We start from the raw sequence: 14,447 nt of genomic DNA, 5'->3' as shown, positions 1-14,447 counted from the left end.
GCTACTCGCTCCCGTTATCGTGCCGGGTGCGTCCGGAAGATTTCGTGTCGCTGTCGATCCGCGCCGACAGCCGGTCGAGCGTGCGGCGGAGCGATTTCGATTCTTCCTGCTGCGCTTCGATCCAGTCACGCAACATCTGCTGTTCGCTGCGCATGTTCTTGACCAGGCCCTGAATGCCTTCGGCAAGGCTGGTCATGGCCGCAAGCGAGCGCTCGGTGCTGACCACGGCGCCGGGTTCGCCCTTGAACTCCCGCGGCCCTTCCGTGGTATCCGTCACCGAGGAAAGCCAGTTTTCGAGCTGGGTATAAAAACGGTTCTGGGCGCGGCCGGCCTGAAGATCGAGGAAGCCGAGAATCAGCGACCCCGAAAGACCGAGCAGCGACGAGGAAAAGGCCGTTCCCATGCCCGCCAGCGGCGCAGTCAGGCCTGCCTTGAGGGAGCCGAGAATATCGTTGCTGTCGCCGGCGCTTGGATCGAGCGACTGGATGACATTGCTGATGGCGCCAATGGTGCCGATCAGGCCCCAGAAGGTGCCGAGCAGGCCGAGAAACACCAGCAGGCCGACGAGATAACGCGATGTGTCACGCGTCTCGTCAAGGCGCGTCGCGATGGAATCGAGGATCGTCCGCTGCGTAACGGCAGAAAGCCGGACTTCGCCACGCTTGCCGATCAGCGTGCTCATCGGCGCAAGCAGCTTGGGCGCACGGCCGACCTTTTCGACGCTGCCGGCAGCGCGAAAGCCATTGAACCAGCGCACTTCGGAACGCAGGCTCATCGTCTGTGTAAACACCAGAATAATGCCGATGGCCAGCACGCCGAGAATGAAGCCGTTGAGCCCCGGATTGGTCATGAAGGCGGTGTGGGCCTGCCGGTAAAGAATGGCCGCCAGAAAGCCCACGAGGACCAGAAACAGAACCATCGTCCAGAGAAACGGTGTCGGGCTGGACAGCTTGTGGCTGTATTGCCGTGTGGTCACCGGTTTCTCGACGCCAAGATCGAGCAGCTCCGAATCCGCCATAACGTTCGCATTCCCTTTGGTCAGCTATCCAGCGGAAGCTATTTGAAAATTGCGACGATTTGAAGCGAAAAGCCGGTCTTTCGTCACAGGCGTTTCACGAAAACAGCCTGGAACCGGAGGACGGAAAACAAAAACGCCCGGCGAATATTCACCGGGCGTCTAAAACTTGCGGAAAACGGCAGGTTTTCCGCCGAAAACCAATCAGCGGCCCGGAATGGGACGGTTGGCGACCTCAACGAGCGCCTTGTGGATATATTCGTTGCCGGCAGCGACGGAGCTGCTGCCGAAGATATCCGTGCCGCCCTTGATGTCGGAGGCGAAACCGCCGGCTTCACGAATCAGCACCAAGCCTGCCGCCATGTCCCATGGCGAAAGATCGGCTTCCCAGTAACCATCTAGACGGCCAGCGGCAACGTAGGCGAGATCGAGCGACGCCGCACCCATGCGGCGGATGCCGGCTGCCTCCCCCATGACGTGGCGAAGTTCGACCAGGAACTTGCCGTGATTGCCGCGGCCAAGATGCGGCACGCCGCAACCGATGACGCAATCGGTCAGCGCCTTGCGCGCAGCGACGCGGATGCGGCGATCGTTGAGGAACGCGCCGCCGCCGCGCTCGGCAGTGTAGAGTTCGTCGGTGGCCGGATTGAAGATCACACCGGCGACGACTTCACCGTTACGCTCGAGCGCAATGGAAACCGCGAAATGCGGAATGCCGTGCAGGAAGTTGGTGGTGCCATCCAGCGGATCGACGATCCAGCGATGTGCGCCGTCCGTGCCCTTTTCCTCGCCGCCTTCTTCACCCAGGAAGTCGTAGGTCGGGCGGGCCTTCATCAGCTCGTCGCGCACGATCTTCTCGGCTTTCAGGTCCGCCTGCGAGACGAAATCGCTCGGTCCCTTGACCGAGACCTGAAGGTTCTGCACTTCACCGAAGTCACGCGACAAAGACTTACCCGCCTTGATGGCGGCCTGAACCATGACATTGAGAAGGGCTGAACGGGCCATCGATGTTGTTTCCTGGAAAGCTTGCGAACCGCCCGGAAGCTCACCGGGCAGGCACGTCATTATTTTCTTGAATTGAAAGTTTGCGGTTCAAGACCACAAAACGCGCGGAAATTCAAGGCAAAAAGCCGATGGGTCAACGCCAGCGTGGCAAGGCTACCCTTCCATCACGTCGGGCGGAAACGATTTGCGGCCTCAATCGCCTTCTTCTGCTGCTCGTCGGTGATGCCGAGATAAAAGTCCTCGAGCGACGGGTCCTTCAGCCCGGCGCGGCGGGAAAGCACATACCATTTGGCCGCTTCGACCGGATCGGGCCGGGTGCCGAGCGCCTGAATGTAAAGATGCGCCACCTTGTTCTGCGCCACGACATTTCCGCGCTGTGCCGCACCATAGAGCCAGCGGAAGCCCTCATCCAGATTGCGCTCACCGCCGAAACCATTGACCAGCCAGATGCCGAGATCGACCTGCGCGGTATCGTAGCCCGCCTTCGCGGCCCGTGTCAGCCAGTCCCGCGCCTTTGCCTTCTTCTCGGCCGGCACATCCTTGAGCGACCAGTAAATCTGCGACACCGCATATTGCGCATCGGCAATGCCCTGTTCGGCGGATTTCTCATAGAACGGCAAAGCCATCAGCAGACCCTTGGCGCCGGGATTTTCCGAAACCAGTATCTGACCCCAGTTGAACTGGGCAGAGGCGTTGCCAGCTTCCGCCGCACGGCGCATGAAATCGTCGGCCTTCGCCTTGTCGCGGGTGACGAATTTGCCTTCCATCAGGATCAGCGCGAATTTGAACATGGCGACGGGATCGCCACCCTGAGCCGCCTGCTGGTACCAGAAAGCAGCTGTCTTCTCGTCACGGGCGATGCCCAGACCACGCGACATCATTTCCGCCACCAGCGTCTGGGCGGCTGCGTCACCGTTCTGCGCGCGGTTCAGCGCCTTGTCGAGCGCCTGCACATATTCGCCGCGCTGGAAATGCCCGTAAGCTTCGTCCACCCGGCCCTTGAATTCCTTTTCAGGCGGCAGCGCCGGCAATTCCGCGCCCATGCGCTGATAGACATTCACGCCTGCCGACGGCTGCAAGTCCTTCTGCTCTTCGGATTGCACCCGGCCCTGACGGGTCGGCTGAGCCTCATTTTCCAGCTGGCGGGACAGCGCATTGCTTTCGCTCTGCGGCCCGGACTGGGCAAAAGCGACACCCGCCGGCGCGCCGAAAGCGAGCGCCAGCAGCGAAACGGAAAGGCAGAGGTGAACCGAGCGCATGATCATCGCCTGTATCAACCGTCAAACCGTGGCGCTTTTTCGTCAAGCAGGGCGTTGATTTCAGAAACGGCCTGGGCAGCGCCGGTGGCGTTATCGAAAACGCCGCTGCGCATTGCCACGAACTCCACACCGGTTTCGGCCACGGCCACCACCGAGGACACATCGGTACCACCCATGACGATGGCCGGGATTTCGATCATCGAGGCCCACCACTCGCCGAGCGCCAGGTTTTTGGGGTGCGCTTCCGGCTTGATGTCGCCTTCGAGCTTGCCGAAAAACACATAATCCGGATTGGCCTCGCCCTGCTCCAGCGCCTTGTGACGGTCATCCGCATTGCCGCCGCCGACGATGAGCTTCGGGGTGAATTTTTCCACGGCCTCGGCAAGCGCCTCGCCATTGCCAACCACATGCAGGCCATCCGCCTTCACGCGACCGGCAACGCGGCTGTCGCCGGCGATGAGCGCTGCCGCACCTGCCTTCTGGACAAGCGGCACGATCAGTTCGGCGCGTTTCTGGAAAGCGGCGTCATCCAGACCATATTGCGGAATGATGACGGAAGCGACATCGCCGCCCCGCAATGCATCTTCCACCTCTGTCGCCTGCTTTTGCGCGTCGTCCGATTGCGGAACGATCAGGACAAGGCGGCAACGATCTTCAACTAGGGTCATCGGTTCGTCCATTTCAGACAGAAGACGCTTACCGCGCAATCTGCACTCGTTTTCATATGACAAATCCGATAAACCGGACCGGCGAAAGGATCAACTGTCCATCCATGCTCACCGATTTTCATTTTTATCTCGTCGCCATCCCCGCAGTCGTGCTCGTCGGTCTTTCCAAGGGCGGGCTGGGCGGTGCTCTGGCCCTTATGGGCGTGCCGCTGATGGCGCTTGCCGTATCGCCAGTGCAGGCGGCGGCCATCTTCCTGCCGATCCTGATCGTCATGGATATCGTGGCGCTTTTTGCCTGGCGGCATTACAACCACCGGGAAACGCTCCTCATCATGCTGCCGGGCGCAATCGCCGGTATCGCGCTCGGCTGGGCGACCTCGAGCCTCATTTCCGCGGACGCCATGCGTCTCGTCGTCGCCTCTGTCACGATCCTGTTCGTGCTGCGTTACTTCCATGAGAGCTTCAAAAGCCGCAAAGGCCAGGAAATCCCGGCCAAGCCGCAAAGACCGGCTGCTGCAACCCTCTGGTCCAGCCTGTCGGGTTATGCGAGTTTCGTGGCTCATGCGGGCGGTCCGCCCTTTCAGATCTATGTTCTGCCGCTGAAGCTCGATCCAAAGACCTATACCGGCATGAGCGTGCGCTTCTTCGCCATCATGAATGCGATCAAGCTCATTCCCTATTTCGCGCTCGGCGCGCTGGACGCCACCAACCTCAAGACATCGGCAAGCCTGCTGCCGGTGGCGATGCTGGCGACGCTTGCTGGCGCCAGGGTGGTGAAATATCTGAAACCGGCCGTGTTTTACCCACTCATGTATGCCATGGCGCTGATTGCGGCGCTTAAACTGCTATGGGACGGACTGCCGTTCTAAATCCGACAATAAAAAAGCTCTGGCAGCAGGTTTTCGCCGCCAGAGCTCGAAAGGCTCAGACCGTCGACCCCTCATTCATCGAGGGCCGACGGAATGGCATAAATCAATGTCTTGTCGAGGCCTTGAGCCTCTGCAGTTCATCCTTCAGGCGCAGTTTTCGACGTTTAAGGTCCGCGATCTCTCTATCGTCAGACGACGGGGAAGCAAGAATACTTTCGAGCTCCTCCTCCAGAGCACCGTGTTTCTTTTCGAGCGATGCAATATGAGCCTGAATGGTCATGCGGCACGTCCTTCCTTTTTGAACCTACCTCCAGCTCTCCATCGCTGGAGTTTCAGGTTTACGACGGCAATGTGACACGGATCGCGCCGCTTGTCGAAGGCGAAATGAAGGCAATAAGTGGGCAATTTGGTCGCAAGGGATAACTTCCCGTTACCGCGATTTGATGATAGAGGCTCGTGAACGATCACAGACGCGCCGGAGCCGATCCGGCTGGCATAAAATGGGGATGACGAGATGCCCGATCAGGACCAGGCGGACATCAGGCTCACGCTGGCGCGGCTGCGCCAGGAGCATGAGGATTATGACGCGGCGATCAACGCGATGATCCAGACCAGCTGCGATGCGCTGAGAATACAGCGCATGAAAAAGAAGAAGCTGGCCGTCAAGGACAAGATGACCCAGCTCGAAGACCAGGTCATTCCCGATATCATCGCCTGAGCCCGGAGACATTACGTGACAGCAGAAACGCCCCCCGTCGCCATCATCATGGGCAGCCAGTCCGACTGGGAGACCATGAAGAACGCCGCCGATACGCTGGATGCGCTCGACATCGAATACGAAGCCCGCATCATTTCCGCCCACCGCACCCCGGACCGGCTTTATGACTTCGCCAATAGCGCGAAGGACGAAGGCTTCAAGGTCATCATCGCCGGTGCGGGCGGCGCCGCCCACCTGCCGGGCATGACGGCCTCGATGACGCCGCTTCCGGTCTTCGGCGTTCCGGTGCAGTCCAAGACCATGTCCGGTCAGGACAGCCTCTATTCCATCGTGCAGATGCCCGCCGGAATTCCGGTTGGCACGCTCGCCATCGGCAAGGCAGGCGCGATCAATGCGGCCCTTCTTGCCGCCGCGGTTCTGGCGCTGAGCGACGACGACCTCGCCGACCGGCTGGATGCCTGGCGTGCGCGCCAGTCGGCGGCTGTCGCGGAATATCCAATGGACAGCACCCAGTGACGACAAAAGTGATGGCAAAGACGACCAACCTGACCATCGGCATCATCGGTGGCGGGCAGCTCGGGCGTATGCTGGCGATGGCCGCAGCCCGCCTCAACCACCGTACCATCGTACTCGAACCGCAGGCCGATTGTCCGGCTGCGCAGGCCTGCAACGAGCAGATCGTGGCGGAATATGACGACGAAAACGCGCTTGCGGAACTCGCAAGCCGTTGCGATGTCGTGACCTACGAATTCGAGAACGTGCCTGTTGCGGCCGCCGAAAAGCTCAGCCTCTCCGTTCCCGTCTATCCGCCTCCGAAAGCGCTCAGCGCCTCGCAGGACCGGTTGACGGAAAAGCGCTTCCTCAATGGCTGCGGCATCCCGACTGCTGATTTCCGTGCTGTGGACAACCAGGAAGAGCTGGAGGCCGCATTGGCCGCCTTCGGCGGCAAGGGCGTGCTGAAAACCCGCCGCATGGGTTATGACGGCAAGGGCCAGCGTCTTTTCCGCGGTGGAGAAGACCTCGCAGGCGCTTTTGCGGCGCTCGGCGGCGTGCCGCTGATTCTCGAGAGCTTCATCTCCTTCGAGCGGGAAATTTCGATTATCGCCGCGCGTTTCCTGGATGGAACCGTCACCTGCTACGATCCGGCCGAGAACGTTCATCTGAACGGCATTCTACACACGTCCACCGTTCCGGCCGCACTTTCCGACGCCGCGAGGGAAGTTGCCGTGCAATCGGCGGAAAAGCTTCTGGCTGCGCTGGATTATGTCGGCGTCATCGGCATCGAATTCTTCGTCCTGCCGGATGGTTCGCTGGTCGCCAATGAAATGGCGCCGCGCGTTCACAATACCGGCCACTGGACGGAGGCGGCCTGCGTAATCTCGCAATTCGAACAGCATATCCGGGCCGTATCGGGCCTTACTCCCGGCAGCACGGATCGCCATTCGGATTGCGTCATGACCAACCTCATCGGCGACGACATCGACGATGTACCGGCATGGCTGTCGAAAAAAGACTGTCTCGTGCATCTCTACGGCAAGACGGAAGCACGGCCGGGCCGCAAGATGGGCCATGTGACCGAGCTTTTGCGCACAGGAAAAGCCTAGTCTTTTAAGGCAAAGACACGGGCAAGTGTTGACAGGCAGGGCTCAAACGGGTATCTGCCTGCCAACCGAAAAGAGCGCGCCCCGTTGCGCGCTTTTGATTGTTTGAATAAGCACGGCAGAAACCGTGCAAAACTGCGGACCAGTAAAATGAAGATCAAGAATTCGCTTAAAGCGCTTAAGGCCCGTCATCGCGATAACCGCCTGGTTCGCCGCAAGGGCCGCGTCTACATCATCAACAAGCAGAACCCGCGCTTCAAGGCTCGTCAGGGCTGATTGACTGCGACTGCGGTTCGCGATCAAGCTCGCGGATCACTTTGTTGACAGAGCAGAAGTTTGCATTTGATATTGGGCGCAGTCGGGTTAAGCTTTAACCCATGCGCCCAAATCGTTTTTGCACGGCTATCATCCTCGCCCAGGGCTTCCTGTTTTCAAGCCTCCCGCTTTCGGGAATGGCTGCCATTGCCCACGCGGCAGACGGGCAACCGCCTGCTGTCGCGGACTCACCTTCACCCGCCAAGACGATCGACACGCTTTTCGCATCGCTGAAAAAAGAACGGAATGCGGTCAAGGCGCGCAGCATTGCTAACCAGATCGCCTCCGAATGGAATGATTCCGGCAGCGCAACGGTCAACCTGCTGATGCAATGGGCGGGCGAAGCCGCCGACGAAAAGCGCAACGCCGCCGCTTACGATTTTCTCGACCAGGTCATTCTGCTCGATCCGGACTATGTGCAGGCGCCCTATCGCCGCGCCATGGTGCATTTTGCCGATGGCGACACCCGCAAGGCGATGGCGGATATCAACCTGACGCTGGAAAGGGAGCCGCGCTATTTCCCGGCGCTGGCAAGCCTTGCCAACATCCTCGAAGCCTCGGGCCGCGACGAGCTGGCGTTGAAGGCTTGGGAACGTTATCTGGCGCTCTACCCCGCAGACAAGGACGCCCGCAAGGAGGCCGTCGACCTTTCGGAAAAGCTGGCCGGCACGCGCGGCTGAATTCGATACCACTGATTTTATTTATTGGACTTAGCAGGGCTTTATTTTGGCAGAGCAGAGTGAATTTAAAGCAGCCGAAAGTCTTTTAAACTCCATCGGAGACAATCCGAGTTTCGATATAAGCGAGTTCATAGATCGAATTTCCGTGACTGAGGATTGGGGGAAACTCATCGTCGCCCATATCTATCTGGATCACATCGTCACTGAAGTTTTGAACATGCATCTCGATCATCCCGCCTCATATTTCAACGGCCACAGATCGTTCGCTGAGAAGCTCAGCCTATGTCAGGCGCTGGGATATTTTCGTGATGAATTCGGCAATGTTCTAAGGGCCGTCAATAACTTACGGAATAGGTTTGCGCACAAACTGGTATTCCACGTTTCGGACGAAGAGAAGCGCAATTTGTTTCGTACTCTCACGACGGAACGCGCCACATCCGAAGTGACCCGGTCAGGCGGTTTCGAGGAGTTTCTGTTTACAGTCGTTATGTTTGCAGAGATTTCGCGATCCGCGGAAAAGCGCCAAGCCGAATTGTCAAAAGAGCACAAATTCGTAAGTGAAAAAATCCTGGAGCTTCTTATCGCCAACAAGGACGTGTTGGAAAATAAGATTTAGCCGCAGGGCGCACCCGGAAGTCGCCCCACAGCTAGCTGTTGATCATTCCATGCCGAGCGCAGCCATATACGTCTGAAGAATGGTTTCTTCCTCGATACGCTCGTTGGCGTCCTTTTTGCGCAAGCGGATAATGGTGCGGATCGCTTTGGTATCGTAACCACGGCCTTTGGCCTCACCGATGACATCCTTGATATCGCCCTGAATGGCAGCCTTTTCTTCTTCCAGACGTTCAATCCGTTCAATAATCTGGCGCAGTTCTGCGGCGGCGACGGTTTCGGTGGTGCTGGTATCGTCCATCATGTCATCCTTCATTGGCGGCCCGCATGCGAGCCTTGTTCATTATATCCGGGCGAAGCCTTCGCCGGTCGCTGCCGGCGGGCAGCAGAATTCCGGCCTGTGAACTGCCCACTGAAAGGCCTCGCGTCAAGTCGTTTCCGTCGATCGGGGTTATTCCCTGGGCCTGTTCTGCTCAAAGGCGGCTTTCTGGGCATCACTCGCCTCCGCCTGATATTTTTCCTTCCAGTCCTCATAGGGCATGCCGTAGACGATTTCCCGGGACTCTTCCTTGCTGAGGGGAACGCCGGCCTCCTCGGCCGCTTCCCGGTACCAGTTGGAAAGGCAGTTGCGGCAAAAGCCGGCGAGATTCATCAGGTCGATGTTCTGCACGTCGTGGCGTTCGCGAAGGTGCTGCACGAGACGGCGAAATGCCGCCGCCTCGAATTCGACCTGCCGATTGTCGTTCTCAGTCGTCATGGCAAAACTCCAGGCTCAGTAGGGACCGGTGCGGGAGGCGAACTGCTGATATTCATGCAGGACGGGATCGTCGTTCATTGCGGCGAAAATGGGAGCGAGCCGGTCCGACCATTCGGCGATCCCCTCTTCATTCGCGATCAGATCCTGCCGAACCTCGAGAAGCGCATGCGGTATGCCCTTCATCATGCAATGGCGATACATGGTGTCACCCTTGAGCGCTCCGTCATAGGGTTCGTTGTCACCGACGAGGATGTCGCCCGTGGCCCGCAGATGCGCCAGAAGCGGATCGACCGCACGATGATCCGTATCCCACAGAACCGCCGCATGCCATGGCCGCGGCGTTTCCTTCCAGAACGGCGTGTAGGAATGCAGCGACAGAACCAGCGGCGCTTCTTCCGAGGCCTCGGCCACGCCGGTCAGCACACGATCCACGGCATTGTGATAGGGCCGATGGAAAATCTCGATCCGCCTTTGCCATTCCTCATCCGAAATCGGATGATTGCCAGGGATGATCGCCCCGTCCGAAATCTTCATGATGAGAGTGGGATCATCCTCGCCGCGATTCGGATCGATCAGCAGCCGGGAAAACCGCCCGAGCACCGCCGGCACGCCAAGGCGCGCGGCAAGTGAGCGCGTCAGCCCCTCTATACCGATATCAAATGCGATATGGCGATGAAAAGCGGTTTGCGGAAGGCCAAGTTTGCCGTAGTGTGCCGGCAGGAGGTTCATGGCATGGTCCGCCAGAAGAACCATGCCTTTGTCATAATCGCCTTCTATGATTTCATAGGGTATGAAGTCGTTCATCGATGATTTTCTGGGGCAGGATTGAGGAGAGAAGCTTGATGGCATGGCTTGAGGCCGGGCGCAAGTTGCGGCGAAAGAACAGCCATCTACCTTATCGCACTCACGATCCCACGAACAATATAATCGATTAAAATCGCGTTGACTTTCTTGGGCGGCCACGCCAAGAAGTGTGTTCATTATAACCATGGAATCCGGATGGAAGCCGTGACTCAGTCATCTCTCGCTCTTCCTCGCCACTTTCGGCATATCGCCCGTCTTTTTTCCGCAGCGGCATTGTTTCTGACCCCGTTCATGATCGCGGCGCCCGCGCATGCGGATTTTCGCGTGTGCAACAGCACGCAGAACCTCGTGGGGGTCGCAATCGGCTACAGGGCACAGGAGGGCTGGGTCAGCGAAGGCTGGTGGCAGGTCCCCTCCTCGACCTGCGCGACGCTGATCGAGGGTGAGCTGCAGTCACGTTATTATTATCTCTATGCCGAAGATGCCGCCCATGGCGGCCGCTGGACCGGTGACGTCAACATGTGCGTGGCGGAAAACGAGTTCAAGATCAACGGCGTGGACGATTGTTTTGCCCGCAGCTTCCAGAGAATGGGTTTCAAGGAATATGACACGGGCAGACAGGGCAGCTGGATGGTCCAGCTCTCCGATACGCCAGGCACACAGGGAAATCAAAACTGATGAAGCGTAACCGCAAAGTCAAAATTCTTGCAACTCTCGGCCCAGCCTCTTCCGAAGAGGCGATGATCGAGAAGCTGCATCTTGCTGGCGCAGATCTTTTCCGGATCAACATGAGCCATGCGAGCCACGACGTGATGCGGACGCTCATTCAGCGTATCCGTTCTGTCGAGAGCCGTACCGGCCGCCCCATCGGCATTCTGGCCGACCTGCAGGGTCCCAAGCTGCGCGTCGGAAAATTCGCCGAAAGCAAGGTCGAACTCGTTCCGGGCCAGAGCTTCACGCTGGACAATAACGACACGCCTGGTGACAACACCCGCGTTTTCCTTCCCCATCCGGAAATTCTCGAGGCGGTCAAGCCGGGCCATCGCCTGCTGATCGACGACGGCAAGCTGCATCTGCGCGCTGAAAAGAGCGACGGGAAGAGCATCGTCACCACCGTCATTTCCGGTACACGCATTTCCGACCGCAAGGGCATCAGCCTGCCCGATACGCTGCTCGGCGTCGGCGTTCTGACCGACAAGGACCGTGTCGATCTCGACGCCGTTCTCGCCACCGGCGAAGTCGACTGGGTAGCGCTTTCCTTCGTCCAGCGTCCGGAAGACCTTGCGGAAGTTCGCAAGATCGCACGCGGCCGCGTCGGCCTGATGTCCAAGATCGAAAAGCCGCAGGCTGTCGAGCGCATCGAAGAAATCATCGAGCTTTCCGACGCGCTGATGGTCGCCCGTGGCGATCTCGGCGTCGAAATGCCGCTGGAAGCCGTTCCGGGCATCCAGAAGCAGCTGACCCGCGCCTGCCGCCGCGCCGGCAAGCCGGTCGTGGTCGCCACGCAGATGCTGGAATCGATGATCACTGCGCCTGTGCCGACCCGCGCCGAAGTCTCCGACGTCGCCACCGCCGTCTTCGAAGGCGCAGACGCCATCATGCTTTCTGCTGAATCTGCCTCCGGCGACTACCCGGTCGAAGCGGTTTCCACCATGGCCTCCATTGCCAGCACGGTGGAGCAGGACCCCTATTATTCCAATATCATCTATGCGCAGCGCGCCCAGCCGGAACCGACCGGCGCCGACGCCATTTCGCTTGCCGCGCGCCAGATCGCCGAAACCCTGAAGCTTGCGGCAATCGTCACCTATACGTCCTCGGGCACGACCGGCCTGCGCGCCGCGCGCGAACGGCCGCAGGTTCCGATCATCGCGCTGTCGCCGATCATCCAGACCGCACGCCGCCTGTCGGTCGTCTGGGGCCTGCACTGCGTCGTCACGGGCGATGCCAGCGACCTCGATGACATGGTGAACCGCGCTTGTCGCATCGTGGTTTCCGAAGGTTTCGGCAAGCCGGGCGATCGTATCATCATCTCCGCAGGCGTACCGCTCGGCACCCCCGGCGCGACCAATATGGTCCGCATCGCCTATATCGGCTCTGATGGCCAGAGCGGCGTCTAAAGCTTCAATATCCCGCATAAAAAACCCGCCGGTAACGGCGGGTTTTTTGTTGGCCTCTCGGCCGTCTTACTTATGAAAACAGGCTCAGTGCATCTTCACCGGCGTGCTGAAGCGGCTGGATTCGATGGCCACTGCACCAGGCTTGAAGCTCGCCGAGGTGGCGGAAGCCGACATGTCGTTGCTGAGCATGCGGTTGGCGACAACACGCGGCGCCTTTACCGAGCGTCCAGTCGTACCCTTGTTCTGGTTGAGCGCCCAATCCGAAATCAGATCCTGCGTCAGGCGTCCACCGCCCACCATGGCCTGCTGGGAAACGGCGGCATCCTGCCTGCTCGGGCGCGAACCCTTTGTCGGCATGCCGGCGCTGAGGCCGCCATTGATGGCAGGTTTCAGGTCGAAAGCATCACCGAAGCCAGCCTGCGGTTCGGCCTTGGCCGTTTCGGCGGGTGCGACGGTAACCTTATGGTTGACGGCGGCCGGGAATGGCGCGGCTGTCGGCATGGCAGCCGACTGGACCTGCGACCGGGCGGCCTGACCGCTCTGTTCAAGAGCCGCAACAACCGTCGGTGAAAGCGTATCCTCCTGCGCCTCGGCGAGATCGTCCTCACCTTCTGGATCGGCATTGGCCGCCGCCAGCAGGGCTTCCGCCACGGCCGGACGATTGGCAGGAACCGGAACAGAAGCGAGTTCGCCGGTCGCAGCCGGTGTCGCACCATCTGCGGACGCCGTCAGGATCGATCCTTCCGCATCACCTTTCATGCCACGGGGCCCAAGAAGTGTGGGCACCGGCACGGATACTTCAGCCAGATCGGCAAATTGCTGGCGCTCGGCCGGCGCGGAAGCCGGAGTCGGCGTGGTCGCTGCCTGCAGGGCATCCTGTGCGGCATTGCGGGCCGGCGAATAAAGCGCAGTCGCAAGGCCGGTATTGGCCGGCGGCTGGTTACCGAAGGCAGGTCGAGCCGTTGGCAGCGGCGCATCGTTCACGCCGGGAAGCGCCTGTGCCGAAGCAACTGCAATGGTGGGTTCAGGCTCGGGAGCCGCCTGCTGCGGAGCCGCCGGACGGGCGACGGCCGGGCGTTCTGCGGGCTCCGGCGCTGCGATGCTATCGGGATCTTCATCCTCGTCACCGCCGCCAAAGAGGGCCTGCAGCAACGTCTTGCGCTTGCCGCCGCCAGATGAGGCAGGGCCGGCACCGGCACTGGAAGCAACCTGAATGGAGGAGGAGCTGACGCGCTTCTTGTAATCGGCGAGCGCCTGCTCATAACCGGGAAGCGGCTTGCCGTCGGAAGGAAGATGCAGCGTATTGCCGTTCGGGAAGATGCGGACGAGTTCCTGGCGGCTCATGCGCGGCCAGGCGCGAACGCCGCCGACATCCATGTGCACGAAGGGAGAGCCCGACGTCGGATAGAAACCGACGCCACCGATCTGCATCTGCATGCCGATTTCACGAAGACGGGCAAGCTTCACACCGGGGATATAAAAATCCATGGCCTTGCCGAGCATATGCTGGCTTTTTTCCGCGACACCCTTGGTGCGTGTGCGCAGCAAACCGTTGGTTTCCGGCGAGCGGAAAGCCGAAACGACGTTGATATAGTCGGTCGCGCCGCTGCGGCGATAAACTTCCCAGACGAGATCGAAAAGGCGCGGGTCCATGCGTGTCGGCTGGTTGCGCCGCCAGTCGCGCAGGAAGCGGTTCAGCTCCTGCAGACCTTTCTGGTCATATTTTCCATTGCGCTTGAAGGTGATGACCGCCTTCTCGCGTGTATGGATATAATACAGTTTGAGGCTTCGCGTCTCGGCGGCGGCTTCCGTCGCCGAAACACCTACGAAAGGCATTGCGGCGAGCATCAGGCAGGCAAAGGTGACAGCGCGCGCCGACAGCTTCGTGCATATATCCTTGATCAAGCCGCGCGCGATCTTTGTCGAAAGCGCGTTATTCCGATGCAGATATGGCAATTCGATCCCCGCCTGGAAGACAATTTCTGTCACATTGCCTCAAATGAACGTCAAATACGGTGACACGATGG

General features: G+C 59.7%; 18 protein-coding genes. 9 read left to right on the top strand and 9 right to left on the bottom strand.

Annotated elements, in window-relative coordinates:
* Position 1 precedes the first annotated feature (1 nt).
* The 4 genes from RAC79_RS10015 to RAC79_RS10000 all read right to left on the bottom strand — a co-directional run bounded on the left by RAC79_RS10015 (position 2) and on the right by RAC79_RS10000 (position 3,947).
* Complete coding sequence (locus RAC79_RS10015) at positions 2–1,018, bottom strand: flagellar motor protein MotA (RefSeq protein WP_374996992.1); 1,017 nt, start codon at positions 1,016–1,018, stop codon at positions 2–4.
* A 201-nt stretch (positions 1,019–1,219) separates the two neighbouring features.
* The gene (locus RAC79_RS10010) at positions 1,220–2,020 is read right to left on the bottom strand and encodes an inositol monophosphatase family protein (protein WP_003520360.1); all 801 of its coding nucleotides are present in this window, start codon (positions 2,018–2,020) and stop codon (positions 1,220–1,222) included.
* Positions 2,021–2,184: 164 nt separating this feature from the next.
* Positions 2,185–3,285 (bottom strand): tetratricopeptide repeat protein, encoded by a 1,101-nt coding sequence (locus tag RAC79_RS10005; protein WP_035262893.1) that lies wholly within the window; start codon positions 3,283–3,285, stop codon positions 2,185–2,187.
* Positions 3,286–3,293: 8 nt separating this feature from the next.
* Complete coding sequence (locus tag RAC79_RS10000) at positions 3,294–3,947, bottom strand: thiamine phosphate synthase (RefSeq protein WP_065656695.1); 654 nt, start codon at positions 3,945–3,947, stop codon at positions 3,294–3,296.
* Between the two features lie 104 nt (positions 3,948–4,051).
* On the opposite strand from RAC79_RS10000, the gene RAC79_RS09995 reads away from it, so the two are divergent.
* Complete coding sequence (locus RAC79_RS09995; RefSeq protein WP_065656505.1) at positions 4,052–4,816, top strand: sulfite exporter TauE/SafE family protein; 765 nt, start codon at positions 4,052–4,054, stop codon at positions 4,814–4,816.
* Between the two features lie 103 nt (positions 4,817–4,919).
* Here the strand turns inward: RAC79_RS09995 and RAC79_RS09990 are convergent, their stop codons facing one another.
* A complete protein-coding gene (locus RAC79_RS09990; protein WP_003506164.1) occupies positions 4,920–5,096 on the bottom strand; it encodes a YdcH family protein in 177 nt (58 codons plus the stop codon).
* Positions 5,097–5,330: 234 nt separating this feature from the next.
* Between RAC79_RS09990 and RAC79_RS09985 the strand changes: the two genes are divergently transcribed.
* From RAC79_RS09985 to RAC79_RS09960, 6 genes are all read left to right on the top strand, one after another.
* Positions 5,331–5,534: a YdcH family protein gene (locus RAC79_RS09985; protein WP_003497661.1), complete on the top strand. Its 204-nt coding sequence runs from the start codon at positions 5,331–5,333 to the stop codon at positions 5,532–5,534.
* 15 nt (positions 5,535–5,549) lie between these two features.
* A complete protein-coding gene (purE, locus tag RAC79_RS09980) occupies positions 5,550–6,050 on the top strand; it encodes a 5-(carboxyamino)imidazole ribonucleotide mutase (RefSeq protein WP_065656506.1) in 501 nt (166 codons plus the stop codon).
* Between the two features lie 11 nt (positions 6,051–6,061).
* Positions 6,062–7,138 carry a 5-(carboxyamino)imidazole ribonucleotide synthase gene (locus RAC79_RS09975; RefSeq protein WP_142845351.1) on the top strand — a complete coding sequence of 359 codons (1,077 nt, stop codon included), beginning with the start codon at positions 6,062–6,064 and terminating at the stop codon, positions 7,136–7,138.
* 147 nt (positions 7,139–7,285) lie between these two features.
* Positions 7,286–7,411: a type B 50S ribosomal protein L36 gene (ykgO, locus tag RAC79_RS09970; protein ID WP_003497670.1), complete on the top strand. Its 126-nt coding sequence runs from the start codon at positions 7,286–7,288 to the stop codon at positions 7,409–7,411.
* A 101-nt stretch (positions 7,412–7,512) separates the two neighbouring features.
* Positions 7,513–8,130 (top strand): tetratricopeptide repeat protein, encoded by a 618-nt coding sequence (locus RAC79_RS09965; RefSeq protein WP_078052044.1) that lies wholly within the window; start codon positions 7,513–7,515, stop codon positions 8,128–8,130.
* 46 nt (positions 8,131–8,176) lie between these two features.
* Entirely contained in the window at positions 8,177–8,746 is a 570-nt protein-coding gene (locus RAC79_RS09960) for a hypothetical protein (RefSeq protein WP_065656509.1), read from the top strand.
* A gap of 42 nt (positions 8,747–8,788) precedes the next feature.
* Here the strand turns inward: RAC79_RS09960 and RAC79_RS09955 are convergent, their stop codons facing one another.
* The 3 genes from RAC79_RS09955 to RAC79_RS09945 all read right to left on the bottom strand — a co-directional run bounded on the left by RAC79_RS09955 (position 8,789) and on the right by RAC79_RS09945 (position 10,303).
* On the bottom strand, positions 8,789–9,046 hold the full coding sequence (locus tag RAC79_RS09955; protein ID WP_026364047.1) for a DUF2312 domain-containing protein: 258 nt from the start codon (positions 9,044–9,046) through the stop codon (positions 8,789–8,791).
* A 147-nt stretch (positions 9,047–9,193) separates the two neighbouring features.
* Positions 9,194–9,499: a DUF1244 domain-containing protein gene (locus RAC79_RS09950; RefSeq protein WP_080857481.1), complete on the bottom strand. Its 306-nt coding sequence runs from the start codon at positions 9,497–9,499 to the stop codon at positions 9,194–9,196.
* Positions 9,500–9,514: 15 nt separating this feature from the next.
* Positions 9,515–10,303, bottom strand: coding sequence for an N-formylglutamate amidohydrolase (locus RAC79_RS09945; protein WP_065656510.1), 789 nt, complete (start codon positions 10,301–10,303; stop codon positions 9,515–9,517).
* A 291-nt stretch (positions 10,304–10,594) separates the two neighbouring features.
* On the opposite strand from RAC79_RS09945, the gene RAC79_RS09940 reads away from it, so the two are divergent.
* Together RAC79_RS09940 and pyk are read left to right on the top strand one after the other, a co-directional pair.
* A complete protein-coding gene (locus tag RAC79_RS09940; RefSeq protein ID WP_020012242.1) occupies positions 10,595–10,981 on the top strand; it encodes a DUF1036 domain-containing protein in 387 nt (128 codons plus the stop codon).
* Positions 10,981–12,420, top strand: a complete 1,440-nt coding sequence (pyk, locus tag RAC79_RS09935; protein WP_174040057.1) for a pyruvate kinase — start codon at positions 10,981–10,983, stop codon at positions 12,418–12,420. Before RAC79_RS09940 ends, pyk begins: the two co-directional genes overlap by 1 nt.
* Before the next feature lie 84 nt (positions 12,421–12,504).
* Here pyk and RAC79_RS09930 read toward each other — a convergent pair whose 3' ends face one another.
* A complete protein-coding gene (locus RAC79_RS09930) occupies positions 12,505–14,409 on the bottom strand; it encodes a DUF882 domain-containing protein (protein WP_174040058.1) in 1,905 nt (634 codons plus the stop codon).
* Positions 14,410–14,447 lie beyond the last annotated feature (38 nt).

The sequence above is a fragment of the Agrobacterium sp. LR_9 genome, assembly GCF_041954855.1.
GTDB classification, from domain to species: domain Bacteria; phylum Pseudomonadota; class Alphaproteobacteria; order Rhizobiales; family Rhizobiaceae; genus Agrobacterium; species Agrobacterium leguminum.
This window is presented reverse-complemented; position numbering and strand designations above follow the sequence as displayed.